The following is a 26,112-nucleotide window of genomic DNA, read 5'->3' on the forward strand; positions in this document are numbered from 1 at the left end:
ACCCGATCCAGGTCTCCACGACTCTGCGCTGTACATGGGTGCCCCGACCCGGAACCCGGCCGCCTCGGGCTGCTGCCCACGCCCTCGTTAGCATCGACCGCATGGCAATGTTCGTGCACCTGACACCCGCGGCGAACGCTGCACGCGTCCGCCGCTCCGGAATACGGGCCATCAGCCACGGCCGCGACGCCTCACTGCCACGGGGCCTCTACTGCTTCCCCGTACTCCCCTCGTACACCCTCACCCACCAGTGGCTGCGCGAACTGTCCCGGCGCAGCGGCCCGCGCGGACTGGTCGCCGTGCACATCCGCCTGCCGGACGACGAATCCGTCACCCTGGGCCGCTACCACCTCGACCCCGCGACCGTCACGGCCGCCGAGGCCGTACGCCGGGTCGCTGCCCTGCCCGACCCGCGCGGCTGGGAGGTGTTCGTCCCCCGGGCGGTCACCAAGCGCGAGGTGCACCGCGTCCGCGCGGTCAGCCAGGTCACCGGCTGGCGGTACTTCCCCGACTCGAACGGCAAGGTGCCCTGCACCTGCTTCGGCTGCCGGGTACGCGGCGAGTACGGCTCCCAGCGCCTGCGCCAACGCCGCCCGCACCCGCTCGACGGCCCGGCCCCCGCGAGCGCGGTCCTCCTGCGCCAGATCGCCGCGGCGGGCAGCCCCGGCGACCCCGAGCAGCTCATCCAGACGCTCCACTGGTTCGGGATGCGCCGACGCGGCCCGGTCGGCCAACTGGCCCACCTCGCGGACCACCCGGACCCGAAGGTCCGCAGGGCCCTCGTATGGGCCGTCGAGAACTGGTCGTCCCAGGGCACCACCGAACTCCTCCACCGCCTCTCCCAGGACCCGGACGCGACGGTCCGCGAGGCCGTCGAATGGACCCCGCCCGAGCCCCGGTCCTGACCGTCCTGGCCCATGCGCACCCGTACAGATTTCTTGTACGGGTCGCGCGCGCGTGACGCGAGCGCGCACGTGGAAGTTCGCTCCGTATGCACCCCGGAAAGCGGAAGCGCAAGAACGCGTCGGCAATGAAGCTCGTGGGCAAACTGGTCGCCGTCTTCCGCCGGGCGGCCGGCCTGACCCAGACCCAACTCGCCGACCTGGTGGGCCATCAGGTGGAGACGATCGCCTCCATCGAACAGGGCAGACGCGCCCTACTGCCCGACCTCGCCGCGAAGTTGGACGAACTGCTGGACACCAAGGGCGCGTTGAAGGAGGCAGTGGAGCACATGCCGGAGATCGACCTGATCCCGGCGTGGGCGGAGGAGTACTTGGAACTGGAGCGGGAGGCCCTGGCGTTGTCCTGGTACGACAACCAGGTCGTACCGGGACTCCTCCAGACGAGCCGGTACGCGGAGGCGCTGTTCCGCAACCGGGTCCCGGCCTTCAGCGAGGAAAAGGTCGCCATCCAGACGGAGGCCCGCCTGGAGCGCCAGGAGATCCTTCATCGGCCGTCTCCCCCGACCATCAGTTTCGTCGTCTGGGAACCGGTCCTGATGCTCCAACTCCTCGACGACGAAGGGCATGCGGAGCAGCTGAGGCACCTGCGGGCCTGCGCCGCGCTCCCCGGCATCTGCCTCCAGGTCCTGCAACTGAACCACCGCACCCATGCCGGGCTGAACGGACCCTTCACCCTGCTGGAGACGCCGGACTTCCAGCGCGTCGCGTACTCCGAGACACAGCGCGGCAGCCTGCTCGTCTCCGACCCCGACGAGGTCAGCATCCTCGCCCAGAAATATGCCATGCTGCGAGCCCAGGCCCTCAGCCCCGAAGCCACCGTGGGCCTGCTGGATCGTCTGCTGGGAGAGCAATGAGCACCACACTTGAGTGGTTCAAGTCCAGCTACAGCGGCGACGAGGGCGGGCAGTGCCTCGAAGTCGCTTACGAATGGCGCAAGTCGAGCTACAGCGGCAGCGAAGGCGGAGCCTGCCTCGAAGTCGCCTACGACTGGCAGAAGTCGAGCCACAGCGGCGACGAAGGCGGCGCCTGCGTCGAGATCGCCGCCCACACCGCCGCCGTCCACATCCGCGACTCCAAGAACCCCGACGGCCCCGTCCTCACCGTCGCTCCCACCACCTGGACGGCCTTCGCCGGCTTCGCCGCCGACCCGCGACTCGTCTGAGCCCACGCCCCACCGGAGGAATCCCACCGCCATGGCTGTCATCCACCGCACCACCCTGTCGCCCACCAAGCTGGAACTCCTCACCACCTGGCTGCCCGCACAGCCCTGGTACCGCGGCACGGGGCAGCAGCCCGAGCTGGACCGGACCGGCGGATTCCGCCTGGACGACCCGAAGGGCGAGGTCGGGATCGAGTTCATGGTGGTCACCGACACCTCCGGGGCCCAACCAGCCACGTACCAGGTGCTGTTCAGCTACCGCGGCGCACCGCTCCCGGGCGCCGACGACGCGCTCATCGGCACGACCGAGCACGGCGTGCTGGGCAAGCGCTGGGTGTACGACGGAGCGCATGACCCGGTCGTCGTGGCCCAGCTGTTCGCGCTCGTCGTCGGCGAGGCCGAGCCGCAGATGCAGAGCACGAGCGACACCCCGGACCCGTCCGTCACCGCCCGGCTCGACGAACCCGGCATCGTGGCGGAGCTCGCCGCCTCCACGGCCACCAACAACACCGACGGCACAACCATCCTGGTCACGACGGCACCCGACGGGCGCCAACTCACCCTCCACATCAACCGCGAACTCCGGCCCGGCCGGCCTGGCCAAGGCGCCAACGGCCAGGCGCTCGGCCACGTCACCGCGCCCGCACCACTGCCCGACGGCACCACGGCACCCACCACGTTCGTCGAGGTTCACGCACACCCGTAGGCCGGCACGCGGCGCCCGGCCGGTTGTCAGTGGCCGCGCCTAGAGTCGTGGTCATGGCGACGCTCCCGAATCCGCTCCCGTCCCTGGCCACGTCAGGGCTCCAACTCCCGCCCGGCTCACTGGTGGACGCCACGATCGACGGCACCTGGCACGAGCCACTGCTCTGGTGTGCCGACGAGCCCGCGACCCACGGCACCTGGCGCACGCTGCGCGCGGCCGGGCGGGCGGTCGGGCTGCTCCCCGTGCTGATAGACGGCGGGAAGCGCGACCAGTGGCCCGAAACCTGGGACCTGATCCCGGACAGCACGACGTACCCCGGCGATCACGACGCCGAGGAGGTGCTCAAGGAGTACTGGGAGGACTGCGCGCCCGAGGAGCTCGACGCCGCCGAGGGCGAGTGGCCGGGCCTGGCCCCCGTCCCGGCCGCCGAGGGGCAGGACGCCCCCGACGATCTGGCGGCCGCGATCGCCGAGGAGTGCGTCGGCCCGGACGGCTGGTACGCCGGTTCACGGCTGGCGCTCGTCCCGGCCCGGCGCAGCGCGGACATACCGGCGGCGATCGGCTGGTCGGGTCCGGTCAACTACGAGGAGGACACGGCCCGGCTCAGCGCCGTGCTCCGCTCCTGGGAGGACCGCTTCGGCATACGGGTCGTGGTGCTGGGCTTCGACACCCTGACCGTCTCGGTCGGCCGCCCGCCCACCACCCTCCCGGAGGCCCGCGCGGTCGCCGCCGAGCACTTCGCGTTCTGCCCGGACAACATCGAGCAGAACCCGCCGTACGACCTGGACGTCTACGCCGAGAAGATGGTGCTGGGCCAGGAGACCTGGTCCTTCTGGTGGGACTGAACCACCGGCCCCGGCAGCCGCTCGGCCGGACCACCGCCCGCCAGAAGGAACCCCGGCCATGACTCACCCGGACAACGAGGCCACGGCACGTCGCCTCATCGCGGAGTACCGCGCCCTGCCGGCCGACAGCGACCGGAAACGCGAGATCATCGCCGAGCTGGACGACAACACGGCCGCGCAACCGTTCCTCGTCTCGGTGCTCGCCGACGCGGGCGAGTACGACCTCGCCCGCGTCGAGTGCGCCACGGTCCTGCGCCTGTGGCCCCCGGCCGACCCCGACCTGCACCACCGCGCGGGCAGGGCCCTGCTGGCGGCGCTGAACGACCCCGAGGAGGATCTGGTGCGCCAGTACGCGGCGATGGCGCTCGGCCCCTACGCCCAGGACGACCCGGCGGTCGCCGAGGCCCTGATCGCCACCGGGGAGTCCGAGGAGGACCCTCTCGTCCAAGCCTGCGCGAGGTCGGCCCTGAAAGAGGCGGGCCTCGCCTGAGCGCGCCCGGTCGCAGCATCGGTCGACAAACCCGGGCATCGCGGACCGTTCCTCCGGAAAGGCCGTCCGGTACGGGGTCATCGCTCCCACCGGACGGGCCCCCGGGACAACCCGATCGCGATCCGGAACATCTTCTCTCACAAGCCCGCGCCACCGGTACGGGACGGTGAACGAGGAGCTGGACCATGGCCCGACGCCCCATCCGCCCGATGCGCCTGACCCGCCTGATCCGCCCGCCCCGCCTTCGCGGGCTCGCCGTCGACTACCCCCGCCGGGGAAAACGCACTTGGCGTCGCTGGGTCCCTTCGTGGCGGCAGGTGCTGAGCGGGGTCGTGCTCGGACTCGTGGCGCTGGCGGGCCTGTTCGCCGTGGTGTACGCGTCCGTCGACATCCCGAACGAGAACGACGAGGCACGCAGGCAGGGCACCGTCTACTACTGGGCCGACGGCAGCCGGTTGGTGAGCGTGGGCGCGGTCGACCGGCAGAACGTCACGCTCGCCGACATACCCGATTCGGTGGAGGACGCGGTCATCGCCGCCGAGAACGAGACCTTCTACTCCGACCCGGGGGTGTCGGCGACGGGAATCGCCCGCGCGGCGGTGAGCATCGTCACGGGCGGTGAGACCCAGGGCGGCTCCACCATCACCCAGCAGTACGTGAAGAACACCTATCTCAGCCAGGAGCAGTCGGCCACCCGGAAGTTCAAGGAATTCTTCATCTCGCTGAAGCTGAGCAACAGGCAGAGCAAGAAGGAGATCCTCCAGGGGTATCTGAACACCAGCTGGTTCGGCCGTGGCGCCTACGGCATCCAGGCGGCGGCGAACGCGTACTACGGAATCCCCGCGAAGGACCTCGACCCCAGCCAGGCGGCACTGCTCGCGTCCCTGCTCAAGGGGGCGGAGCAGTACGACCCGGTGGGCGGCAAGGGCAACCACGAACGCGCCGTCGGCCGCTGGGAGTGGATCCTCGACCGGCAGGTGGAGACCGGCACGATGACGAAGGCCGAGCGGGCCACGTACCGGAAGTTCCCCGAGCCGAAGCCGGCCGCCAAGCCGACCAGCCTCGGCGGTCAGACCGGCTACCTCGTCGACATCGCCAACAAGTACATCAAGAAGCGTTCGGGCCTCACCGACAAGGACCTCTTCCGGGGCGGCTACCGGGTGCACACCACCTTCGACAAGGCCAGGGTGGGGCAGCTGGAACGGGCCGTGCGCAGCGTGCGCAGGCGCGATCTCGACCCCAAGAAGCGCCCCGAGGACAAGTACGTCGAGGTCGGCGCCGCATCCGTGCGCTCCGACGGGGCCGTGGTCGCGGTGTACGGCGGAGCCGACGCGGTCACCCACTTCGCCAACAACGCCGACACCGCGGGCGTCCCCGTCGGCTCGGCCTTCAAGCCCTTCGTACTGGCCGCGGCCCTTCAGCACGGCGACGGAATCACCCTGGACAGCGGCTACGACAGTGGCGGGCGCCTGATCAAGGACGGCCCGTACGCGGCACCCACCGCCCCGTCGGGTTCCGGCCCCGGCCAGGCGATGGTCACGGCACCGACGCCCCTGCGCGATGCGCTGATCAAGTCGTCCAACGCCACCTTCGTGCTGCTCGGCAAGGACATCGGGCTGAAGAAGGTGAAGGAACTGGCGCTGTCGGCCGGGCTGCACGAGACGAGCCTGGCCCGTCTGGACAAGTCCTTTCCCCTCGGCACCTCCACACCGAGCGCGGTCCGGATGGCTGACGCGTACACCACCTTCGGCAACGACGGCATGCGGGCCGATCCCTACTCGGTGACCAGGATGACCCGGGACGGCGAGGCGGTCGAGGGCTTCGGGAAGCCCGAGCCGCGGCGTGCGATGGACGCCTCGGTGGCCAACGATGTGGACAACACCCTGGGGATGGTGGCCTGGACGCGGCTGGGCCGGGACGGGAAGTTCGGCACGTTCGCCAGGGCCACGGCCGCCGACGACCTCGCGGCGGGCGCGAGTGGCGAGGACGACCGGATGAAGTCGGCCTGGTTCATCGGCCGCACCGAGGGGCTGACCACGGCCGTCACGATGTTCCGCAACAAGCCGGGCACCCCTCAACTGCTGGGCATGCAGGGCGTGGGCGGGCCCGATTCAGGACGCGGCAACGTCTTCCCGCTCCGGATCTGGAACGCCTACGTCACAGGGAAGTAGCCCCCTGGGCCAGGGGGCTGACAACGGGACAGAACAACACTCCGCGCATTGGTCTTGACCAATCTCCTATTGTGTGAAGAACTTGGCCGTAGCCGCCACGGAATCTTTACAAGCACCTCCGCTGGAGAGACACGCCCCCATGCGCATATCCGCAACCGCCGCCACCGCGTCCGCAGTTCTCGGCGGCGCCCTCGTCCTCGGTCTCACGGCCGTCCCCGCCGCCCAGGCCGCGCCCGCCACCGATCCGGCGGCCTGCACCACCGATGCCTTCGGGATCGCCGGAAAGTACGGCGAGTTCGTCCTCGGCGACGACGTCCACACCCCCGACGCGGAAGGCGCGGTGGCCGTGGGCGGCAACGCCGACTTCCGCGGCGGCTTCAGCGCCGCCAACGAACTGACGGCCGCCGAGGTCGACGCCCTGCCCGGCCGGGCGTCGCTCGTCGTCCGCGGCGACCTGCTCAACGGCAATTCGGTCACCGCGGTGATGAAGGGCAACGCGGTCGTCGGCGGCAAGGTCAGCGACCGCGCCCTCGAAATGCACTCCGGCACCTTCGGCAAGAACGCAGGACTCATCGACTTCGAGGCCGAGTTCGACAAGCTCCGGACCTACTCCGCCGCACTGGCGAAGGAACCCGCGACCACCGGCACCGAAGTGGAACCGAGCGGCAGCAAGCTCACCCTGAAGGGCGGCAACACCACCCGCAACATCTTCGCGGTGACGGCCGAACAGCTCGAAGGCGCCAAGGACATCTACCTCAAGGTCCCCGCCGGCTCCACCACGATCGTCAACGTCAGCGGCACGACGTACGACATGGCCAAGGCCGGCACCACCGGCTTCTTCCTCTCCGGCGGCCAGGACTACGTACTGGACGACAAGCTCCAGAGCGCCTCCGACGGCAAGGTCCGCGCCCGCCTGCTGTGGAACTTCCCCGAGGCCACCACCGTCACCAAGAGCAGCCGGGCCGCCTGGCCCGGCAGCGTGCTGGCACCCGGCGCACACCTGGAGCTGGGCACCGGCGCCCCGGTCAACGGCTCGGTGTGGGTCGCCTCGCTGCACGGCTCGGGCGGCGCGGAGACGCACCACTTCCCGTTCACCGGCTGCCTCCCGGAGACCGGCGGGACCACGCCTCCGACCAAGCCGACCCCGAGCAGCACCCCCGGCACCACGCCTCCGGTGACCGGCACGCCCTCCACCCCGGCGACCACGCCGCCCGCGAGCGGCACACCGTCCGCCGGCCCGTCCGAGTCCGCACCGGCCACCCCGGCCCCGTCGCAGAGCACGACGCCCGGCGGCAAGGACGGCGACCTGGCCTCGACCGGCAGCAGCGGCACCATCCCGCTGGTCATCGGCACCGCCGTGGTCCTCGCCGCGGGCACCGCCCTGACCGTGGTGGCCCGCCGCCGCTCCAAGCGGGCCTGACACCGCACGGTGCCTGTGGGAACCCCGCACCCGCGGGGCCCCACAGGCACCGTCACCGTCACTGGGCCAGCCACTCCCGCAGCAGCCGCTCCCGCTCCGTCCCCCGGGGCGTCCCGCCCCCCGACGTACGGCCCCACTCCGACATCGCCGCCAGCGTCGTGGACATCGTCGCGGCACCCTCCGTGAGGCGGGCCAGCAGGGCGCGGGAGAGGTCGACCTCGGTCCGGGGGTAACCGACGGCCGCGGCCGCGTAGGCCGCCGGCCGGTGCTCGCCCCTGGACGATTCCACGCGCACCCGCATCATCGGCGGGGGCCCCTCCACCCGGCCCGCCCCCATGGGCAGAGCCAGGTTCATCACGGTGTCCACGGCCAGGTCCTTGACCACGGCTGCCCGCCGCATCAGGGAGTTCTCAGGAACGTCCGCCACCGTCAGGGCACGCACGTCCTCCCACGGGTAGAGGCCGGACTGCCCGTCGCCGACCGCCACCACCCCCTCGGGGGTCAGCCGCACCCCCGGCCCCATCCCGGACGGCTTCGCGCCCACGTACACATCGCCCTCGGCGATCCAGAACAGGCCGACCATGGCCATGGGTTGCTCACTTCTCCCCGCTGACGGCACCGCCGCCATGTCTCACAAGTCCGTTCGCTCCGAACGATCGGATCGTCCCGCACCAGGGGCCGAACGCGGCCCAGCCCGAACGCGGCTGGGCCCGAAGGCTGCCTAGCGCCGCCCCAGCCGCTGCGCGACCTCCGTCGCCCAGTACGTCAGGATCATCTGCGCACCCGCGCGCCGGATCCCGGTCAGGCTCTCCATGATCGCCGCGTCCCGGTCGATCCAGCCCTTCTCCGCGGCGGCCTCGATCATCGCGTACTCACCGCTGATCTGGTACGCCGCGACCGGCACGTCCACCGAGTCGGCGACCTTCGCGAGGATGTCGAGGTACGGACCGGCCGGCTTCACCATGACCATGTCGGCGCCCTCTTCGAGGTCGAGCGCCAGCTCGCGCATCGACTCACGGGCGTTCGCCGGGTCCTGCTGGTACGTCTTGCGGTCGCCCCGCAGCGAGGAACCGACGGCCTCGCGGAACGGCCCGTAGAACGCCGAGGAGTACTTCACGGTGTAGGCGAGGATCGAGACGTCCTCGTGGCCCGTCTGGTCGAGCGCGTCGCGGACGACACCGACCTGGCCGTCCATCATGCCGCTGGGACCCACCACATGGGCGCCCGCGTCGGCCTGGACCTGGGCCATCTCCGCGTACCGCTCCAGCGTCGCGTCGTTGTCGACCCGGCCGTCCTCGGTCAGCACACCGCAGTGGCCGTGGTCGGTGTACTCGTCCAGGCACAGGTCCGACATGATGACGAGATCGTCACCGACCTCCTGGCGCACCGCGCGCAGCGCCACCTGGAGGATGCCGTCCGGGTCGGTGCCCGCCGTGCCCCGGGCGTCCTTCTTCTCGTCCTCGGGGACGCCGAAGAGCATGATCCCGGAGACCCCGGCCGACACCGCCTCGACGGCGGCCTTCCGCAGGGTGTCCAGGGTGTGCTGCTGCACGCCGGGCATGGCCGAGATGGCGACCGGGGCGTCGACGCCCTCGCGCACGAACGCGGGCAGGATCAGATTCGCCGCGTCGAGCCGTGTCTCGGCGACCATCCGCCGCATCGTCGGGGTCGTCCGCAGCCGCCGGGGGCGGGAGCCGGGGAAGTTTCCGTACACAGTCATTCTTCGAGACTAGACCCGTACACATCACCGTCTTACCGACACCCGTGCCGGAAAAAGGCCGCGGAACGGGCGCAGAGCGGGCGCGGAACAAGCACGGAACGGGCAGGGGCCCGGCCGCCGAAGCAACCGGGCCCCTCACACACTCCTCGACCGGTCAGGTCGTCGTACGACGCCGCCGCGCACCCGGACGCCGCTCGCTCGGCCGCGTCACCGGATCACCGGCCTCCTTCGCCGACTCCCGGCGCCGCGCGCCGAACTCGGCCAGCGCCTCGGCCAGCTTGTGCACCGAGGGCTCCGGGGAGAGGACGTCGACCCGCAGGCCGTGCTCCTCGGCGGTCTTCGCCGTCGCCGGGCCGATACACGCGATCACCGTCACGTTGTGCGGCTTGCCCGCGATGCCGACCAGGTTCCGGACGGTCGAGGACGAGGTGAAGAGCACCGCGTCGAAGCCGCCGCCCTTGATCGCCTCACGGGTGTCGGCCGGCGGCGGCGAGGCGCGGACCGTGCGGTACGCGGTGACGTCGTCGACCTCCCAGCCCAGCTCGATGAGCCCGGCCACCAGCGTCTCGGTGGCGATGTCGGCACGCGGCAGGAAGACCCTGTCGATCGGGTCGAAGACCGGGTCGTACGGCGGCCAGTCCTCCAGCAGACCGGCGGCGGACTGCTCACCGGACGGCACCAGGTCCGGCTTCACACCGAAATCGACCAGCGCGGCGGCGGTCTGCTCGCCCACGGCCGCGACCTTGATCCCGGCGAAGGCACGGGCGTCGAGCCCGTACTCCTCGAACTTCTCCCGGACGGCCTTCACCGCGTTGACGCTGGTGAAGGCGATCCACTCGTAACGGCCCGTGACCAGGCCCTTGACCGCGCGCTCCATCTGCTGGGGCGTACGGGGCGGCTCGACGGCGATCGTCGGGACCTCGTGCGGCACGGCACCATAGGAACGAAGCTGGTCGGAGAGCGACGCGGACTGCTCCTTGGTACGCGGTACGAGCACCTTCCAGCCGAACAGCGGCTTGGACTCGAACCACGCGAGCTGGTCACGCTGGGCTGCGGAGCTGCGCTCACCGACCACGGCTATGACGGGCCGGTGACCCTCCGGGGAGGGCAGCACCTTCGCCTGCTTCAGGACCTGGGCGATCGTCCCGAGAGTCGCCGTCCAGGTGCGCTGGCGGGTCGTCGTACCGGCGACCGTCACGGTCAGCGGGGTGTCGGGCTTGCGGCCCGCCGAGACCAGCTCACCGGCGGCCGAGGCCACCGAGTCGAGCGTCGTCGAGACGACGGCCGTGGCATCGCTGGCGCCGACCTCGGCCCAGCAGCGGTCGGACGCGGTACGGGCGTCGACGAACCTGACGTCCGCGCCCTGCGCGTCACGCAGCGGCACACCGGCGTACGCGGGCACGCCCACGGCGTTGGCGACGCCCGGCACGACCTCGAAGGGGATGCCGGCGGCGGCGCAGGCGAGCATCTCCGCACCCGCGTTCCCGTCCAGCCCCGGGTCGCCCGAGACGGCACGGACGACCCGCCTGCCGCCCTTCACTGCCTCCATGACAAGATTGACCGCATCCCTGAGAACGGGAACACCGGCGGCTGCTGACTGCGCGTCAACAACCGTCAGCTCAGGTGTGCTTACGCTTGCCCGCGCATGGCAGCGAACGACGCCGAGGACGTCCGGCTCGGCGACAAGGACGTCCGCGCTCGCAAGCGCCTCGACGGCGCGCAGAGTCAGCAGTCCCGGGTCGCCGGGACCGGCGCCGAGGAAGGTGACGTGCCCTTGTGCGGACAGGGCCGGAAAGTCGGATGCGGCGGGGCCGGTGGGGCTCAAAGTGCTCGCTCCCCCATAAGACCGGCCGCACCCTTGGCGAGCATCTCGGCCGCGAGCTCGCGACCGAGGGCCGCCGCGTCGTCCTGCGACGTGGGAACGGGACCGGTGGTGGACAGCTGCACCAGCGAGGAACCGTCGGTGGAACCGACGACACCGCGCAGACGCAGTTCGTTGACAGCCTGTCCGTCGACCAGGAGGTCGGCCAGCGCACCCACAGGTGCGGAGCAACCGGCCTCCAGGGCGGCGAGCAGGGCACGCTCGGCGGTCACGGCGGCCCGGGTGTACGGGTCGTCGAGCTCGGCGAGCGCGGCGGCGAGGTCGGCGCTGGTCTCAGCGCACTCGATCGCCAGTGCTCCCTGGCCGGGAGCGGGCAGGACGGTGTCGACCGACAGGAAGTCGGTCGCCTCACCGCTCCGGCCGAGGCGGCTGAGCCCGGCCGCGGCGAGTACCACCGCGTCCAGCTCACCGCTCCGGACGAATCCGATACGCGTATCGACGTTCCCCCGGATCGGCACGGTCTCGATGTCGAGGCCGTGGTTCCGGGCGTACGCGTTGAGCTGCGCCATGCGGCGCGGCGAGCCGGTACCGATGCGGGCGCCGGACGGCAGCTGCTCGAAGGTCAGCCCGTCCCGCGCCACCAGTACGTCGCGCGGGTCCTCGCGCACCGGCACGGCGGCCAGCACGAGGCCCTCGGGCTGCGCGGTCGGCAGGTCCTTGAGCGAGTGGACGGCGAAGTCCACCTCACCGCGCAGCAGCGCGTCGCGCAGCGCCGCGACGAACACACCGGTGCCGCCGATCTGCGCGAGATGCTCCCGCGAGGTGTCGCCGTACGTGGTGATCTCGACGAGCTCGACGGCGCGCCCGGTCACCTCGCTGACGGCGTCGGCGACCATGCCGGACTGCGCCATGGCGAGCTTGCTGCGCCGGGTGCCCAGCCTCAGCGGCTTGTCGGCCCCCGCGACCGGGGTTGAGTTGTCGGTCATGACCGCCCTCGATTCGGGTCGTTCAGGTCTGCCCGGGAGACGGCTGCGACCGTCTGCGGGTCGAGGTCGAAGAGTTCCCGCAGCGCATCGGCGTACCCGGCGCCGCCGGGCTCGCTGGCGAGCTGCTTGACCCGCACGGTGGGCGCGTGCAGGAGTTTGTCGACGACGCGGCGCACGGTCTGCGTGATCTCGGCGCGCTGCTTCTCGTCCAGATCGGGGAGGCGCCCGTCGAGCCGCGCGATCTCGCCCGCGACCACTCCGGCGGCCATCGTGCGCAGCGCGACGACGGTCGGGGTGATGTGGGCGGCGCGCTGGGCGGCGCCGAAGGCGGCGACCTCGTCGGAGACGATGGTGCGCACCTGGTCCACGTCGGCGGCCATCGGGGCGTCCGCCGACGCCTCGGCGAGCGACTCGATGTCGACGAGGCGCACACCGTCGAGCCGGGCCGTCCCGCCGTCGATGTCGCGCGGCATGGCGAGGTCGAGCAGGGCCAGGCGTACGGGGCCGGCGCCCTGTGCGGGCACAGTGGCCCGACGGGCCGTCCGGCGCACCGTGGCGGCGCTGCCGTTCTCCACCCAGGCGGCGTGCCGGTCGGCGTCGGCCGGGGCGGGCACCGAGGGCGTGGCGGCGGGCGTCTCGACGGCGTCGTCGGTGTCCAGGCCGAGCGCGGTGGCGACGACCTCGGCGGTCAGCACGAGACCCGTCGCGCCGGTGCAGGAGACGACGACATCGGCACGTGTCAGTTCGTCGCGGACCGCGGCCATCTCCACGGCACGGGCGGCCACGCCGGTGCCCCCGGGCTGGACCAGGATCTCGACGAGCCGGTCGGCGCGGGCCCGGGTCCGGTTGGCGACGACGATCTCGGCGACACCGGTACGGGCCAGGGTCGCGGCGGCGAGCGAGGACATCGAGCCCGCGCCGATCACCAGCGCGCGCTTGCCCGCGGCCCAGTCCGCGACGTCCGCACCGGCCGCGAGCTGCTCCAGGCCGAAGGTGACGAGCGACTGCCCGGCCCGGTCGATCCCGGTCTCGCTGTGGGCCCGCTTGCCGACCCGCAGGGCCTGCTGGAACAGGTCGTTCAGCAGCCGGCCCGCGGTGTGGAGCTCCTGCCCCAGCGCCAGCGCGTCCTTGATCTGGCCGAGGATCTGGCCCTCGCCGACGACCATCGAGTCCAGCCCGCACGCCACCGAGAAGAGGTGGTGGACGGCCCGGTCCTCGTAGTGCACATAGAGATACGGAGTGAGCTCGTCCAGGCCGACGCCGCTGTGCTGGGCGAGGAGCGTGGACAGCTCGGCGACGCCCGCGTGGAACTTGTCCACGTCGGCGTACAGCTCGATGCGGTTGCAGGTGGCCAGGACGGCGGCCTCGGCCGCGGGCTCCGCGGCGAGGGTGTCCTGGAGCAGCTTGGCCTGCGCCTCGGCGGACAGCGAGGCCCGCTCCAGTACGGAGACCGGGGCGCTGCGGTGACTCAGTCCTACGACAAGAAGACTCATGCCGGCATCACGGCGGGCATGTCCCCGTCAGGTCCCTTCCGTCCGGTGGAGGCCGAGCGCACCGGGGGTGCGGCCGGGTCCGGGCTGCTCCCGGGGGTCTCCTCGCCGGCCTTGCGCTGCTCGTGGAAGGCGAGGATCTGGAGCTCGATGGAGAGGTCGACCTTGCGGACGTCCACGCCGTCGGGCACGGACAGCACGGTCGGCGCGAAGTTCAGGATGGAGGTGACGCCCGCGGCGACGAGCCGGTCGCAGACCTGCTGCGCGGCGCCGGCCGGGGTCGAGATGACACCGATCGACACGCCGTTGTCGCCGACGATCTGCTCCAGTTCGTCGGCGTGCTGGACGGGAATGCCCGCGACCGGCGTTCCGGCCATCGCGGGGTCGGCGTCGATCAGCGCGGCGACCCGGAAACCGCGGGAGGCGAAGCCGCCGTAGTTGGCGAGCGCGGCACCGAGGTTACCGATGCCGACGATCACGACCGGCCAGTCCTGGGTGAGCCCGAGTTCGCGGGAGATCTGGTACACGAGATACTCGACGTCGTAGCCGACACCGCGCGTCCCGTACGAGCCGAGGTAGCTGAAGTCCTTGCGCAGCTTGGCGGAGTTGACCCCCGCCGCCGCTGCGAGTTCCTCGGACGAGACCGTGGGTACCGAGCGCTCGGAGAGCGCGGTCAGTGCGCGCAGGTACAGCGGAAGTCGGGCGACGGTGGCCTCGGGAATTCCTCGGCTACGGGTCGCCGGTCGGTGAGTTCGGCCAGTTGCCACGGTGCTCCTGCGGGATGAGCGGGGCTGTAGGCGGCCGTAGTTCCCAAGACCGCCCCGTCGAATGCAGGCTATGTCTTTGTGAACGCGTGCACAAAGATAGTGTCCGTTTTGTCCGGTCAAAGTGACCGGGGTCACGCACATTCGTCGTGCGATCCCGGAACCAAGGATCGCATCAGCCCGTTGCAGGCCCGAAGGGGGCAAAGCGGCACACACTCCTCACAACCACTCCCCCGAGAGCACTCAAAACGCCCATGATGGTAACCGGCTTTCGCTCACGAGCGCAGTGCCGTGCGCAGCCTCGCCGGGTCCACCCGCCAGAACGTGTGCTGTTCGTCATCGATCAGCACCACCGGAATCTGCTCCCAGTACTCCCGGTACAGCTCCTCGTCCTCGGTGATGTCCTTCTCCTCCCAGGACGCGCCGGTCTCCTCGCACACCTCCCGCACCACCTGCCGCGCGTCGTCACAGAGGTGACACCCGGGCTTCCCGACCAGGGTCACCACGCGTTCCGCGGGCTTCTTCTTCGTACGTCGCAACAAGGCACTCATGCCTTTATTCTGCGCCGGGCGACGCACGGGTCGGGGCGCGGGCGGACCCGTTCCGCCCTCGATCCGGTACGCCCGGTATCACCCGTTCATCGGATCGGCGGCCCAGAGTTCACGCCGTGGCATCCCAGCAGGTCGGGAACGGCCGAAGCGACTGGCTATGCTCACGACATGGCCGCTCTTGGATGGCTCACACCCCGTAGGCGCCCCGCGACAGCACGGAGCGTGCTGGCCGGCGAGGCAGCAGCTGAGGCAGCACGGAAATCCACCCTCCCCGACGATCAGTCCCCCGGCACCGAGCAGGACGACGCCGCGAAGGCGGAGGCCGAGGAGGCCCCCTTCCCCGTCGTCGGTGACGAACGCGCCGCCGCCTTCTTCGACCTGGACAACACCGTCATGCAGGGCGCGGCGATCTTCCACTTCGGCCGCGGCCTGTACAAGCGGAAGTTCTTCCAGCGCCGCGAACTGACCCGGTTCGCCTGGCAGCAGGCCTGGTTCAGGCTGGCGGGCGTCGAGGACCCGGAACACATGCAGGACGCCCGCGACAGCGCCCTGTCCATCGTCAAGGGCCACCGGGTCTCGGAGCTGATGTCCATCGGCGAGGAGATCTACGACGAGTACATGGCCGACCGCATCTGGCCCGGCACCCGGGCCCTGGCCCAGGCCCACCTGGACGCCGGGCAGCGCGTCTGGCTGGTCACCGCGGCCCCGGTGGAGACCGCCACGATCATCGCCCGCCGGCTCGGCCTGACCGGCGCGCTCGGCACGGTCGCCGAATCCGTCGACGGCGTCTACACCGGCCGCCTGGTCGGCGAGCCGCTGCACGGCCCCGCGAAGGCCGAGGCGGTCCGCGCCCTGGCCGCCGCCGAGGGCCTGGACCTCGACCGCTGCGCGGCGTACAGCGATTCGCACAACGACATCCCGATGCTGTCCCTGGTCGGGCACCCGTACGCGATCAACCCGGACACCAAGCTCCGTAAGCACGCCCGCGCGCGCGACTGGCGGCTGCGGGACTACCGGACGGGCCGCAAGGCGGCCAAGGTCGGCATCCCGGCCGCGGCCGGCGTGGGCGCGATCGCGGGCGGCACCGCCGCCGCCGTCGCCCTGCACCGCCGCCGCCGCTGACCCCCGCCACCACCGCCCGGCCCCTCCGCGGGCCGGGCCGGCCGGGCCTGCCACGCCCGAACCCCGGCGGCCGATCCGAATCCCTTACCCACCGACCGCTCCGGCCAGTCGCATTGCTCGCACACGACCACAACCCGTCGCACCGACAGGCAGATAGCGAAGTAATTCGATCAACAAACGGTCACGATGTGCTACTTGATGCGTCGTTTAGTCGCTACAGAAGCGACGTAATCGATGATTTGAGCAACTGGGTGTAGCACTGCCTGTACGAAGCGTTATTCTCCTCAGACGCATTCCGGAACCCATCACTCACTACGACGAGTGACGGTTTCGCACTGCACGTGATGGAAGCTCTGCCTCTGGGAGTCCCGTGTACCCACACGTCGGGGTTGACGCCTCGGGCCTGGCTACGCTGCGCGCAACGGTCGCCGACCGCTTGCGCGGCTTCGTCCCCACCGCGTACGCCGTACCCGCATTTGCCACCCCTGCACCTGCCGGCCCCTGCTACGCCCTGGCCGAACGCAGTGCGGCGGTCGGAAGACGCGGCAACCGCGGCGCAACGACCACGTCCACCGTTCGCCGGCCGACCGCCGACAGCGACAGCGCACGCATGATGGATCTCGTCGAGCGCGCGCAGGCCGGCGAGGCCGACGCCTTCGGCCGCCTCTACGACCAGTACAGCGACACCGTCTACCGCTACATCTACTACCGCGTGGGCGGCAAGGCGACGGCGGAGGACCTCACCAGTGAGACCTTCCTGCGCGCCCTGCGCCGCATCTCCACGTTCACCTGGCAGGGCCGCGACTTCGGCGCCTGGCTCGTCACCATCGCCCGCAACCTGGTGGCCGACCACTTCAAGTCCAGCCGCTTCCGGCTGGAAGTGACCACCGGCGAAATGCTCGACGCCAACGAGGTCGAGCGCAGTCCCGAGGACTCCGTCCTGGAGTCCCTCTCCAACGCCGCGCTCCTCCAGGCCGTGCGCCGGCTCAACCCCCAGCAGCAGGAGTGCGTGACCCTGCGTTTCCTGCAGGGCCTCTCGGTCGCCGAGACCGCCCGGGTCATGGGCAAGAACGAGGGCGCGATCAAGACCCTCCAGTACCGCGCCGTCCGCACGCTGGCCCGGCTCCTTCCGGACGATGCCCGCTGACCACACCCCCCGGCCGAGTCACTCTCGGCGACACGCCCATCACGCACTGGTCCGATCATCCTTCGTGCGTAACCCATGTGCCGCGCCCCTCGTTGTGCCGGTTGCAGGCCCCCTGGCGTCACCCCATGTCCGCCGACACTCACTCATTCGTGTGGAAGCGCTCAAGGTGTGCAACCTTCCGGAACCCAGGGGAGTCGACCGTCATGACGAGAGGAGGTGCCGCCAGTGATCGCAAACGTTTCGGCACACCGGCGGGCGAACGCCTTCGCCCAGGCCCTGGAGGAGCAGTCGCTCCGTGGTGCGGCGGCCGCACAGCCCGAGGAACCGGCCGAACCGGCCGACCACGGACCGCTGTTGGCCCTGGCGAACGGCCTCGGTGAGGTACCGAGGCCGGAGTTGGATCCCGAGGTCAAAGTGGTGCAGCGAGCCCAGCTCGTCGCCGCCATGGAGGCCATGTTCACCCAGGGCGGCGCGTCCGCGGGCCCTACGGTGCCCGAACAGCGGACCAAGGGGGCCCACCGGGCCTCCCCGCTCCGGAAGTTGCGTCCGCGTTCACGCTGGACGAAGGGCCTCGCGGCCGGCGGGCTCACCGTCGGTGTGGCGGCGGGAGCCTTCGGCGGAGTGGCCGCTGCCAGTTCCGACGCCCTGCCGGGTGATTCGCTGTACGGGCTCAAGCGCGGCATGGAGGACATCCACCTCGGCATGGCCAGTGGCGACGCCGACCGCGGCGAGGCCTACCTCGACCAGGCGTCCACCCGGCTCAGCGAGGCCCGCCGCCTGATGGAGCGCGCCCGCTCCGGCGACCTGGACCACGAACAGCTCGGCGAGGTCAGGCGCACGCTCAACGGCATGACGCACGACGCCAGCGAGGGCCACCGCCTGCTCCACTCCGCCTACCAGCAGAACGGCGCCATCGGCCCCATCCAGACCCTGGACTCCTTCTCCCGCTCGCACCGCGACAGCTGGAGCAGCCTCCGCGACCGGCTCCCCGTACAGCTGACGGACGTCGGCGACCAGGTCAGCTCGGTCTTCGACGCCATAGACGAAGAGGTCCAGCCGCTCCAGTCACTGCTGCCCCGCACCCCGGACAGCAGCGGCGACGCCCGGCAGCCGGACACCGCGGACCAGGGCACCCGCCCCTCGCACACGGCCCCCTCCGCGCCCACATCGCCGGAAACCTCCCAGGGCCGTACGGACGGCAGCGCCTCGCCCCACCCGTCGGGATCGGGCAGTGCCTCGTCCGAGGGCCTGATCAGCGGCACGGACGGCCTGTTCGGCACCCCGCCCCCCGGCACCGCCCCGTCCGCCGACGGCCGCGTCAGCACCCCGCCCGCCCCGGACGTGACCCTCCCGCCGCTCCTCCCCGGCCTCCTCCCGGGCCTGGGGATCAACGGCGAGGACCTGAAGAACGACTAGCACCGCCCCGCACGAAGACGTAGGGGGGACGGCTCGCCTAGCCGTCCCCCCTACGCGTGCCGGAAGGCCCCTCAGAAGAACACCGACCTCCGCTGCACCAGCAGCTTGTACAGCGTGTGCTGGATCTGCTCCCGCACCTGATCCGTCAGGTTGAACATCAGCATCGGATCCTCCGCCGCCTCCACCGGAAACCCGCTCGTGGAGATCGGCTCCCCGAACTGGATCGTCCACTTCGTCGGCAGCGGCACCGCCCCGAGCGGCCCCAGCCACGGGAACGTCGGCGTGATCGGGAAGTACGGGAAGCCCAGCAGCCGCGCCAGCGTCTTCGAGTTGCCGATCATCGGGTAGATCTCCTCCGCCCCCACGATCGAGCACGGAATGATCGGCACCCCGGCCCGCAGCGCCGTGGACACGAAGCCGCCCCGCCCGAAGCGCTGCAACTTGTACCGCTCCCCGAACGGCTTCCCGATGCCCTTGAACCCCTCCGGCATCACCCCGACGACCTCGCCCCGTCGCAGCAGCCGCTCCGCGTCCTCCGCACAGGCCAGCGTGTGCCCGGCCTTGCGGGCCAGCTCGTTCACCACCGGCAGCATGAACACCAGGTCCGCGGCCAGCAGCCGCAGATGCCGGCCCGTCGGATGGTTGTCGTGCACGGCGACCTGGAGCATCAGCCCGTCCAGCGGCAGCGTCCCCGAATGGTTGGACACGATCAGCGCCCCGCCCTCGGCGGGAATGTTCTCGATGCCCTTCACCTCGACCCGGAAGTACTTCTCGTACACCGGCCGGAGCATCGACATCAGGACCTGATCGGTCAGCTCCTCGTCGTACCCGAACTCGTCGACGTCGTACTCACCCGTGACCCGCCGCCGCAGGAACGCGAGCCCGCCCGCGATCCTGCGGTCCCAGCCGCCGCTCCCGTCCCGCCCCAGGGGCCGCTGCCCGGCCCGCTCAGGCTCCTCCTGCGGCTCCTGCGGCGGCTTCGAGGCGTCCTGCTGCCCGGGCAGGGCGCTCACGGCCGCGGTCCCCACCACGGAGGCCGCCGTGGGCCGGCGCCGGCCGGGGCGCGCTGAACCACCCGTCCGCGAACGGTCGTCGTCGAACGGAATGACCTTGGCATCCGCCATCGTCGGTGCGCTCCTCTACCTGGCGCTGGGGGTCGGCTCGGTGTCGCCGGCCCCGGTGATCCCCGGAACATCGCCGCCCGCTCCGGCGAACGGCAGGGCGGCCAGCCGGTCGACCGTCCTGCCCACCGCCTCGGGCGGCAGCAGTCCGGGCCCCTGACTGCGCGCGAACTCCGCGAACGTCTCCGCGGTACTGAACCGGGGGTGGAAGCCGAGGGTCTCGCGCATCTGGACGGTGGAGACCACCCGGCCGTGGGTGAGCAGCCGGATCTGCTCCGGCGAGAAGTCCGTCATGCCGACCGTGCGCAGCGCCTGGCCGACCCAGGTCACCGCGGGCAGCAGCAGCGGCACCGTCGGCCGCCCCAGCCGCCGCGAGCACTGCGAGAGCAGCAGCACCCCGTCCCCGGCGATGTTGAACGTGCCGCTGTTCAGCGTCCCGCGCACCGGCTCACCGGACGCGACACCCAGAACGTCCACGACATCGTCCTCGTGCACGAACTGGAGCCTCGGGTCGTACCCGAACACCGTCGGCAGCACGGGCAGCGAAAGATAGTCGGCGAGCGGCGAATCGGCCTGCGGCCCGAGGATGTTCGCGAACCTGAGCACGCACACGGCGACATCCGGCCTGCGGCGCGCGAAGCCCCGTACGTACCCCTCGACCTCCACCGCGTCCTTGGCGAAGCCCCCGCTGGGCAGGGACTTGGGCGGGGTGGTCTCGGTGAACACCGCCGGATCGCGGGGCGCCGAGCCGTACACGTTCGTACTGGACTTGATCACCAGCCGCCGCACGCTCGGCGCCTTCTGGCAGGCACCGAGCAGCTGCATGGTGCCGATGACGTTGGTCTCCTTGACCGTCGTCCGGCCGCCCGCGCCGACCGCCTTGGCCGAGACGTCCAGATGCACCACCGTGTCGACGGAGTGCTCGGCGAGGACTCTGGCGATCGCGGGCTGGCGGATGTCCGCCGTCACGAAAACGGCGTCGCCCAACTCGTGTCCGGGCACGACCGCGTCGACGGCGATCACCCGGTCCACACCCGGATCACGCTGGATGCGCCGCACGAAGCGGCCGCCCAGCTGCCGGGCCGCTCCCGTGACCAGCACGACCTTCCCCAAGATCAGCGCCTTCCGTCGAAAGGTTTCCCCTAAAGGGCTGCCCCGTAATCACTGGTGGGCGTGCGACGACAGCCCTTAGCGGTCACCGTAGCGGGTGGATGTTGCCCTGTGACGGCCGCGCGGCTGCCTTCCTCCGAGTCTTTGGCCCGAATGCGGGCGACCGCCGGGGCCGGCCGGCCCCGGAACGCACCGCAGCCCTCCCACCGGACCGGTGGGAGGGCTGCGGATTCACGAACCGCGTTCGCTTACTTCTTGTTGCGACGCTGAACGCGCGTGCGCTTGAGCAGCTTGCGGTGCTTCTTCTTGGCCATCCGCTTGCGCCGCTTCTTGATAACAGAGCCCACGACTACCCTCGCTCACTTCTTCTTCACTGGTGCGGGGCGTCTGGGCCCACACGACCTACGTCGGCCTAGCCTACCCGCCAGCGCGTGAGGGGCGTAATCCGAGGTGAACCTCAGGCGGACTCCACCCCCACAAAGGACTCGCGGAGATACTCGTGAACCGCTTGCTCCGGAACCCGGAAGGACCTGCCCACCCGGATCGCCGGCAGATGACCGCTGTGCACCAAGCGGTACACGGTCATCTTCGACACTCTCATGACCGAGGCGACTTCCGCCACGGTCAGAAACTTGACCTCGTTGAGAGGCCTCTCGCTGCCAGCAGCCATGACCCACCTGTACCTTCCGCACGAGACGCCCACCGGCTTCCCCTCCGGTGACTCTTCGTCGTTGTGCGCTCACTCCCCAGGTTAGGGGCGGGTGATGCGAGTGGGGAAGAGGTGAGACGATCGGCCGCCTACCGTGACAGAAACGCCCGATTGAGTACATAGCGCGTCAGCGGCTGGTAGTACGCGGACGGCACCGCGTCGTCGAGCGGCACGACGACCGCCACCCGCCCCTCGGCCTCCCCGACGAACAGCGCGGGATCGTCCGTATCGGCGAGACCGATCGCCTCAATGCCCAGCTGACCAGCCCCGCAGACCCAGCCGTGGTCCCCCACGACCAGTTCCGGCAACCGCCCGCGAGCCTCCGCCGCAGCCTCCAGGACGACCCTGACGGGCAACGGGGAATGGGTATGTGCGCCGGTGTCACCACCGTGCGACCACACGCCGGGTTCACGCACCATCGCGACTCCCCGTACGTAGTCGAGGCTGCACGTGCGTACGCCGAACCGGGTCGTTATGTCGATACATCGCCCCTGCGCGGGGGTGAGTACGGAACACCCGGCCGCCGACATGGCGTCTGCCAGCGCTGCGTAGAAACCGAGCAGCCGGTGCGGATGACCGGTACCGAACAGCACCGGCGCCCGCCGGACCGCGGCGTGCGACAGCCGCTCGGCGAAAGCGTCCAGACCTGCCAGGGTCCGCTCCGGATCGATCACATCGGGCCCCGAGACATGAGCCGGATCGTCCGAGACCCCGCACCTGTCGGCCATCAGACGGAGCAGATCCCGCTCCTCCCAGCCCCGCCCGGGGTCGAGGCCGAGTGTCACCCGCGGATCCCGGGCCGCGAAGAGCCGATAACTCCGCAGACTCACCTCCCGCGAGGTGGCCACGGGCCCGGCCAGCCGGGCCGCCAGCAGATGCGCACGCAGCGCTCCGGTGCTCAACACCCCACCGATGCTCCCCCAATCACCCGGACGGGGGGCCGGAAGCCCGGTTACGCCCCACAGTTGGCGTAACCATTACGCGCCACCGCACGGAAACGGCCACACCGCGACCGCCTCCGCCCGGCTCAGGTCAGCAGCCCCCGCAACGGGAACACCGCCCGCCGCGTCGCCAGCACCGCCTGGTCCAGCCGGTCCGCGGGGTCGTACCCCTCCTCCCACGACTTCCAGGAGGGCGTACGGCCATCCGTCATCCGGGCCGGCCCCAACTGCCGGGTCCGGGCGTAGACCTCGTCCCGCCACGACGACGGGATCACCGACTCCGGGTCCACCGGCGCATGCGCGGCGATCCCCACCAGATGCGTCCAGGACCGCGGCACCACATCGACCACCGCGTAACCGCCCCCGCCGAGCGCCAGCCAGCGCCCGCCCTCCACGTGCTCATGGGCAAGGTCGTGACAGGCCGCCATCACCGCGCGCTGCGCGTCCAGCGACACCGCGAGATGGGCGAGCGGGTCCTCGAAATGCGTATCGGCCCCGTGCTGACTCACCAGCACCTGCGGCCGGAAGTCCGCCAGCAGCTCCGGCACCACCGCGTGGAACGCCCGCAGCCACCCCGCGTCCCCCGTACCGGCCGGCAGCGCCAGGTTGACCGCACTGCCCTCACCCGCCCCGGAGCCGGTCTCCTCCGGCCAGCCGGTCTGCGGGAAGAGCGTCCGCGGGTGCTCGTGCAGCGAGATGGTCAGGACCCTCGGGTCCTCCCAGAAGGCCGCCTGCACCCCGTCGCCGTGGTGCACGTCCACATCCACGTACGCGACCCGCTCGGCGCCCAGCTCCAGCATCCGCGCGATGGCGAGCGCCGGATCGTTGTAGATGCAGAACCCCGCCGCGCCGCCCGGCATCGCGTGGTGCAGCCCGCCCGTGAAGTTCACGGCGTGCGAGGTGTCCCCGCGCCACACCGCCTCGGCCGCCGCCACTGATTGCCCCGCGATCAGCGCCGACACCTCATGCATCCCCACGAACGCCGGATCGTCCACGGTCCCGAGCCCGTAACGCTGATCGGCCCGCCCGGGATCCGCCGAGGCGGCACGCACCGCGGCCACATAGTCCTCGCGGTGCACCAGCCGCAGCGTGGACTCCCCGGCGGGCCTGGCCGACACCACGTCCACCGCGCCGTCGAGCCCGAACGCCCGGACCAGACCCATGGTCAGAGCGAGCCTGACCGGGTCCATCGGATGACTTTCCCCGAAGTCGTATCCCGTTACTGCGTCATCCCACATCAACTGTGCGCGGCCGCTCATGCCCGCCACCGTATCGGGCGGACTCCGCCCCGAACGACTTGGCGTACACCAGCGTCGCGAGCACCAGCACCATCGGTACGAGCATCGCCCCCCGGTAGCTCCAGGCGTCCCCGAGCGCCCCCACCAACGGCGATCCCACCAGGAATCCCACGTAGTTGAAGATGTTCAGCCGCGCGATGGCCGTATCGCTCGCCCCGGGGAACATCCGCCCGGCGGCGGCGAAGGTCTGCGGCACGATCACGCAGAGCCCGAGCCCCAGCATGGTGAACCCGAGCATCCCGGTCCACGCCCCACCGGCCACCGCCACCACGGCGAACCCGGCGGCGGCCAGCACGCTCCCGCCCCGCACCACGGCCACGGCCCCGAACCGCCGCACCCCGAAGTCCCCGACGGCCCGCCCCAGCAGAGTCGTCACCATGTAGACGTTGTACGGAACGGTCGACAGTTGCTCCGAGCTCCCCAGCACGTCCTGCAGGTACTTGGCGCTCCAGTTGGAGACCGTCGAGTCCCCGATGTAAGCGAAGCTCATCACCAGACAGAGCGGCATCAGCAGCTTGAAGGAGACCGAGGCCGCCCCCTTGCTCTGCGCCTCGCCCGGCTTCGCCTCAGCCTCGGTGCCCTCGGCGTACCAACGGCTCGCGATGAACGCGACGGGCAGCAGCACGACGACCGCCGGCAGGTAGGAGACCAGCAGCGAAAGGTCCCAGTGCGCCCCGGCCCAGGCCATGGACGCCCCGGCGATCCCGCCGAGGCTGTACGCGGCGTGGAACCCGAGCATGATGGATCGCCCGTACGCCTTCTGGAGGCTGACGCCCATCATGTTCATGGAGGCATCGAGCGCCCCGACGGAGAGCCCGAACACGCCCAGCGCCAGGGCCGCCTCCCACAGCGCGTTCCCGGCGCCGGCGCCGAGCAGCGCGAGCATCACGACGGGCTGTGCCCACCTCAGCACGACCCTGGGCCGCACTCGCGCGACCAGCTTCTCGGTGACCACACTGCCCACGCCGGCCAGGATGGGCACCGCGGCCAGGAAGACGGGCAGCAGCCCGTCGGATATCCCGTACCGGTCCTGAATGGCGGGTATCCGAGTCACCAGCAGAGCGAAGGTGACCCCCTGCACGAAAAAGCTCACCGTGAGGGAAGCCCTGCCGTGCCGCAAACGAGCATCTGTCATGGCCGCGAGCGTAAGGCCAGTTCCTACCCGTGGGTAGATGGATCAGGCGAGCAATTCCCGGAGTTGGCTCATGTCGGAGAAGTGCCCGGCCACCCCGGCGAGTCGGTCCGCCGGCATCATCGACGTAAACCCGTACACATCCATCCCCGCGGCCCTGGCCGCCTCCACTCCGAGCGGGCTGTCCTCGATGACGACGCACCGCTCGGGCGGAACTCCCATCCGCTCGGCGGCGAGCAGGAACAGGTCGGGCGCCGGCTTGCCGCGCCCCACGTCCTCCGCGCTGAAGATCCACTCTTCCTCGAACCACTGGTCGAGCCCGGTCCTGCGGTGCCCGACCCGGATCCGCTCGTGCGTACTGGAGGACGCGACACAGTACGGAATCCCGTCGGCCACGAGCTTCCCGAGCACGTCCTCGACCCCGGCCACCGGTTCCAGCTCCTGCTCGAACGCGGCGAAGATCCGTGAGTGGAGCGTCTCGTCGAAGTCCGCGGGCAGCTTCTCCCCGGTCCGTTCCTCGACGAGATCGTGCACCCGGTGCACAGCGGACCCCATGTAGTCCCGCAGGCTCTCCTGGTACGAGGTGGGGTGACCGAGCTCCGTGAGGTACTCGGCCAGGATGGTGTTGGAGATCGGCTCGCTGTCCACGAGCACACCGTCGTTGTCGAAGATGACCAGTTCGTAGCGCATGGTTCGAGCCTAGACGTTCGGAAACGCAGAAAAGCCCCGTGTCCACAAGGACACGGGGCTTTCCCGTAAAAGGAGTTCGGCGGCGTCCTACTCTCCCACAGGGTCCCCCCTGCAGTACCATCGGCGCTGAAAGGCTTAGCTTCCGGGTTCGGAATGTAACCGGGCGTTTCCCTAACGCAATGACCACCGAAACACTATGAAATAAACAACACCGGAACAACACGGCCGTTCGTTATTTCAGAACAAACACAGTGGACGCGAGCAACTGAGGACAAGCCCTCGGCCTATTAGTACCAGTCAGCTCCACCCGTTACCGGGCTTCCACATCTGGCCTATCAAC

26 protein-coding genes and 2 rRNA genes are annotated in these 26,112 nt (G+C 70.7%); 11 read left to right on the plus strand and 17 right to left on the minus strand.

The window, feature by feature from the left end:
* Positions 1-101 precede the first annotated feature (101 nt).
* From ACFYY1_RS16330 to ACFYY1_RS16365, 8 genes are all read left to right on the plus strand, one after another.
* Entirely contained in the window at positions 102-905 is an 804-nt protein-coding gene (locus ACFYY1_RS16330) for a HEAT repeat domain-containing protein (RefSeq protein WP_388585437.1), read from the plus strand.
* A gap of 125 nt (positions 906-1,030) precedes the next feature.
* On the plus strand, positions 1,031-1,816 hold the full coding sequence (locus tag ACFYY1_RS16335; protein ID WP_388585439.1) for a Scr1 family TA system antitoxin-like transcriptional regulator: 786 nt from the start codon (positions 1,031-1,033) through the stop codon (positions 1,814-1,816).
* Complete coding sequence (locus ACFYY1_RS16340; protein WP_388585442.1) at positions 1,813-2,124, plus strand: DUF397 domain-containing protein; 312 nt, start codon at positions 1,813-1,815, stop codon at positions 2,122-2,124. Before ACFYY1_RS16335 ends, ACFYY1_RS16340 begins: the two co-directional genes overlap by 4 nt.
* 31 nt (positions 2,125-2,155) lie before the next feature.
* Entirely contained in the window at positions 2,156-2,827 is a 672-nt protein-coding gene (locus ACFYY1_RS16345; protein ID WP_388585444.1) for a 1,4-alpha-glucan branching protein, read from the plus strand.
* 53 nt (positions 2,828-2,880) lie between these two features.
* Positions 2,881-3,672 (plus strand): DUF4253 domain-containing protein, encoded by a 792-nt coding sequence (locus ACFYY1_RS16350; protein ID WP_388585446.1) that lies wholly within the window; start codon positions 2,881-2,883, stop codon positions 3,670-3,672.
* A gap of 58 nt (positions 3,673-3,730) precedes the next feature.
* Positions 3,731-4,162 (plus strand): hypothetical protein, encoded by a 432-nt coding sequence (locus ACFYY1_RS16355; RefSeq protein ID WP_388585448.1) that lies wholly within the window; start codon positions 3,731-3,733, stop codon positions 4,160-4,162.
* A gap of 185 nt (positions 4,163-4,347) precedes the next feature.
* On the plus strand, positions 4,348-6,333 hold the full coding sequence (locus ACFYY1_RS16360) for a transglycosylase domain-containing protein (RefSeq protein WP_388585451.1): 1,986 nt from the start codon (positions 4,348-4,350) through the stop codon (positions 6,331-6,333).
* A gap of 139 nt (positions 6,334-6,472) precedes the next feature.
* Positions 6,473-7,753: a choice-of-anchor A family protein gene (locus ACFYY1_RS16365; protein WP_388585453.1), complete on the plus strand. Its 1,281-nt coding sequence runs from the start codon at positions 6,473-6,475 to the stop codon at positions 7,751-7,753.
* 58 nt (positions 7,754-7,811) lie between these two features.
* Here the strand turns inward: ACFYY1_RS16365 and ACFYY1_RS16370 are convergent, their stop codons facing one another.
* From ACFYY1_RS16370 to ACFYY1_RS16400, 7 genes are all read right to left on the minus strand, one after another.
* Entirely contained in the window at positions 7,812-8,342 is a 531-nt protein-coding gene (locus tag ACFYY1_RS16370) for a hypothetical protein (RefSeq protein WP_388585456.1), read from the minus strand.
* Positions 8,343-8,474: 132 nt separating this feature from the next.
* On the minus strand, positions 8,475-9,473 hold the full coding sequence (gene hemB, locus ACFYY1_RS16375) for a porphobilinogen synthase (RefSeq protein WP_388585459.1): 999 nt from the start codon (positions 9,471-9,473) through the stop codon (positions 8,475-8,477).
* Between the two features lie 154 nt (positions 9,474-9,627).
* On the minus strand, positions 9,628-11,298 hold the full coding sequence (locus ACFYY1_RS16380) for a uroporphyrinogen-III synthase (RefSeq protein WP_388585461.1): 1,671 nt from the start codon (positions 11,296-11,298) through the stop codon (positions 9,628-9,630).
* Entirely contained in the window at positions 11,295-12,281 is a 987-nt protein-coding gene (gene hemC, locus ACFYY1_RS16385; RefSeq protein ID WP_388585463.1) for a hydroxymethylbilane synthase, read from the minus strand. Before hemC ends, ACFYY1_RS16380 begins: the two co-directional genes overlap by 4 nt.
* The gene (locus tag ACFYY1_RS16390) at positions 12,278-13,774 is read right to left on the minus strand and encodes a glutamyl-tRNA reductase (protein WP_388585465.1); all 1,497 of its coding nucleotides are present in this window, start codon (positions 13,772-13,774) and stop codon (positions 12,278-12,280) included. Before ACFYY1_RS16390 ends, hemC begins: the two co-directional genes overlap by 4 nt.
* Positions 13,771-14,538 carry a redox-sensing transcriptional repressor Rex gene (locus tag ACFYY1_RS16395; RefSeq protein ID WP_388585468.1) on the minus strand — a complete coding sequence of 256 codons (768 nt, stop codon included), beginning with the start codon at positions 14,536-14,538 and terminating at the stop codon, positions 13,771-13,773. Before ACFYY1_RS16395 ends, ACFYY1_RS16390 begins: the two co-directional genes overlap by 4 nt.
* A 272-nt stretch (positions 14,539-14,810) precedes the next feature.
* Entirely contained in the window at positions 14,811-15,086 is a 276-nt protein-coding gene (locus ACFYY1_RS16400; protein ID WP_388585471.1) for a glutaredoxin family protein, read from the minus strand.
* 168 nt (positions 15,087-15,254) lie between these two features.
* Between ACFYY1_RS16400 and ACFYY1_RS16405 the strand changes: the two genes are divergently transcribed.
* From ACFYY1_RS16405 to ACFYY1_RS16415, 3 genes are all read left to right on the plus strand, one after another.
* Positions 15,255-16,208, plus strand: a complete 954-nt coding sequence (locus tag ACFYY1_RS16405) for an HAD family hydrolase (protein WP_388585472.1) — start codon at positions 15,255-15,257, stop codon at positions 16,206-16,208.
* A 370-nt stretch (positions 16,209-16,578) separates the two neighbouring features.
* Positions 16,579-17,355: an ECF subfamily RNA polymerase sigma factor, BldN family gene (locus tag ACFYY1_RS16410; protein WP_388585474.1), complete on the plus strand. Its 777-nt coding sequence runs from the start codon at positions 16,579-16,581 to the stop codon at positions 17,353-17,355.
* 225 nt (positions 17,356-17,580) lie between these two features.
* Positions 17,581-18,771, plus strand: coding sequence for a DUF5667 domain-containing protein (locus ACFYY1_RS16415; protein ID WP_388585476.1), 1,191 nt, complete (start codon positions 17,581-17,583; stop codon positions 18,769-18,771).
* 71 nt (positions 18,772-18,842) lie between these two features.
* Here the strand turns inward: ACFYY1_RS16415 and ACFYY1_RS16420 are convergent, their stop codons facing one another.
* The 10 genes from ACFYY1_RS16420 to ACFYY1_RS16465 form a co-directional block, all read right to left on the minus strand.
* Complete coding sequence (locus ACFYY1_RS16420; RefSeq protein ID WP_388585477.1) at positions 18,843-19,895, minus strand: lysophospholipid acyltransferase family protein; 1,053 nt, start codon at positions 19,893-19,895, stop codon at positions 18,843-18,845.
* Positions 19,896-19,910: 15 nt separating this feature from the next.
* Entirely contained in the window at positions 19,911-21,005 is a 1,095-nt protein-coding gene (locus ACFYY1_RS16425) for an NAD-dependent epimerase/dehydratase family protein (RefSeq protein WP_388585480.1), read from the minus strand.
* A gap of 245 nt (positions 21,006-21,250) precedes the next feature.
* Positions 21,251-21,349: a 30S ribosomal protein bS22 gene (locus ACFYY1_RS16430; RefSeq protein ID WP_003948845.1), complete on the minus strand. Its 99-nt coding sequence runs from the start codon at positions 21,347-21,349 to the stop codon at positions 21,251-21,253.
* A 110-nt stretch (positions 21,350-21,459) separates the two neighbouring features.
* Entirely contained in the window at positions 21,460-21,672 is a 213-nt protein-coding gene (locus tag ACFYY1_RS16435) for a helix-turn-helix domain-containing protein (RefSeq protein WP_014046653.1), read from the minus strand.
* A 128-nt stretch (positions 21,673-21,800) separates the two neighbouring features.
* Complete coding sequence (locus ACFYY1_RS16440) at positions 21,801-22,616, minus strand: phosphatase (RefSeq protein WP_388585482.1); 816 nt, start codon at positions 22,614-22,616, stop codon at positions 21,801-21,803.
* A 122-nt stretch (positions 22,617-22,738) separates the two neighbouring features.
* Positions 22,739-23,911 (minus strand): acetoin utilization protein AcuC, encoded by a 1,173-nt coding sequence (locus ACFYY1_RS16445; protein WP_388585484.1) that lies wholly within the window; start codon positions 23,909-23,911, stop codon positions 22,739-22,741.
* Complete coding sequence (locus ACFYY1_RS16450; protein WP_388585487.1) at positions 23,880-25,085, minus strand: MFS transporter; 1,206 nt, start codon at positions 25,083-25,085, stop codon at positions 23,880-23,882. Before ACFYY1_RS16450 ends, ACFYY1_RS16445 begins: the two co-directional genes overlap by 32 nt.
* A gap of 42 nt (positions 25,086-25,127) precedes the next feature.
* The gene (locus tag ACFYY1_RS16455; RefSeq protein WP_388585489.1) at positions 25,128-25,772 is read right to left on the minus strand and encodes an HAD family hydrolase; all 645 of its coding nucleotides are present in this window, start codon (positions 25,770-25,772) and stop codon (positions 25,128-25,130) included.
* 74 nt (positions 25,773-25,846) lie between these two features.
* Positions 25,847-25,963, minus strand: a 5S ribosomal RNA gene (rrf, locus tag ACFYY1_RS16460).
* Positions 25,964-26,039: 76 nt separating this feature from the next.
* Positions 26,040-26,112 (minus strand): 23S ribosomal RNA (locus ACFYY1_RS16465); the annotation flags it as partial.

Origin of the sequence: Streptomyces sp. NPDC001890, from assembly GCF_042891445.1 — a bacterium.
Classification (GTDB): domain Bacteria; phylum Actinomycetota; class Actinomycetes; order Streptomycetales; family Streptomycetaceae; genus Streptomyces.

Coding starts and splice junctions, on each gene's coding strand:
- ACFYY1_RS16420 (WP_388585477.1), bottom strand. CDS start 19,895: ATGGCGGATGCCAAGGTCATTCCGTTCGACGACGACCGTTCGCGGACG.
- ACFYY1_RS16355 (WP_388585448.1), top strand. CDS start 3,731: ATGACTCACCCGGACAACGAGGCCACGGCACGTCGCCTCATCGCGGAG.
- ACFYY1_RS16445 (WP_388585484.1), bottom strand. CDS start 23,911: ATGAGCGGCCGCGCACAGTTGATGTGGGATGACGCAGTAACGGGATAC.
- ACFYY1_RS16405 (WP_388585472.1), top strand. CDS start 15,255: ATGGCCGCTCTTGGATGGCTCACACCCCGTAGGCGCCCCGCGACAGCA.
- ACFYY1_RS16335 (WP_388585439.1), top strand. CDS start 1,031: ATGAAGCTCGTGGGCAAACTGGTCGCCGTCTTCCGCCGGGCGGCCGGC.
- ACFYY1_RS16370 (WP_388585456.1), bottom strand. CDS start 8,342: ATGGCCATGGTCGGCCTGTTCTGGATCGCCGAGGGCGATGTGTACGTG.
- ACFYY1_RS16350 (WP_388585446.1), top strand. CDS start 2,881: ATGGCGACGCTCCCGAATCCGCTCCCGTCCCTGGCCACGTCAGGGCTC.
- ACFYY1_RS16435 (WP_014046653.1), bottom strand. CDS start 21,672: ATGGCTGCTGGCAGCGAGAGGCCTCTCAACGAGGTCAAGTTTCTGACC.
- ACFYY1_RS16365 (WP_388585453.1), top strand. CDS start 6,473: ATGCGCATATCCGCAACCGCCGCCACCGCGTCCGCAGTTCTCGGCGGC.
- ACFYY1_RS16400 (WP_388585471.1), bottom strand. CDS start 15,086: ATGAGTGCCTTGTTGCGACGTACGAAGAAGAAGCCCGCGGAACGCGTG.
- ACFYY1_RS16345 (WP_388585444.1), top strand. CDS start 2,156: ATGGCTGTCATCCACCGCACCACCCTGTCGCCCACCAAGCTGGAACTC.
- hemB (WP_388585459.1), bottom strand. CDS start 9,473: ATGACTGTGTACGGAAACTTCCCCGGCTCCCGCCCCCGGCGGCTGCGG.
- ACFYY1_RS16330 (WP_388585437.1), top strand. CDS start 102: ATGGCAATGTTCGTGCACCTGACACCCGCGGCGAACGCTGCACGCGTC.
- hemC (WP_388585463.1), bottom strand. CDS start 12,281: ATGACCGACAACTCAACCCCGGTCGCGGGGGCCGACAAGCCGCTGAGG.
- ACFYY1_RS16455 (WP_388585489.1), bottom strand. CDS start 25,772: ATGCGCTACGAACTGGTCATCTTCGACAACGACGGTGTGCTCGTGGAC.
- ACFYY1_RS16340 (WP_388585442.1), top strand. CDS start 1,813: ATGAGCACCACACTTGAGTGGTTCAAGTCCAGCTACAGCGGCGACGAG.
- ACFYY1_RS16450 (WP_388585487.1), bottom strand. CDS start 25,085: ATGACAGATGCTCGTTTGCGGCACGGCAGGGCTTCCCTCACGGTGAGC.
- ACFYY1_RS16360 (WP_388585451.1), top strand. CDS start 4,348: ATGGCCCGACGCCCCATCCGCCCGATGCGCCTGACCCGCCTGATCCGC.
- ACFYY1_RS16390 (WP_388585465.1), bottom strand. CDS start 13,774: ATGAGTCTTCTTGTCGTAGGACTGAGTCACCGCAGCGCCCCGGTCTCC.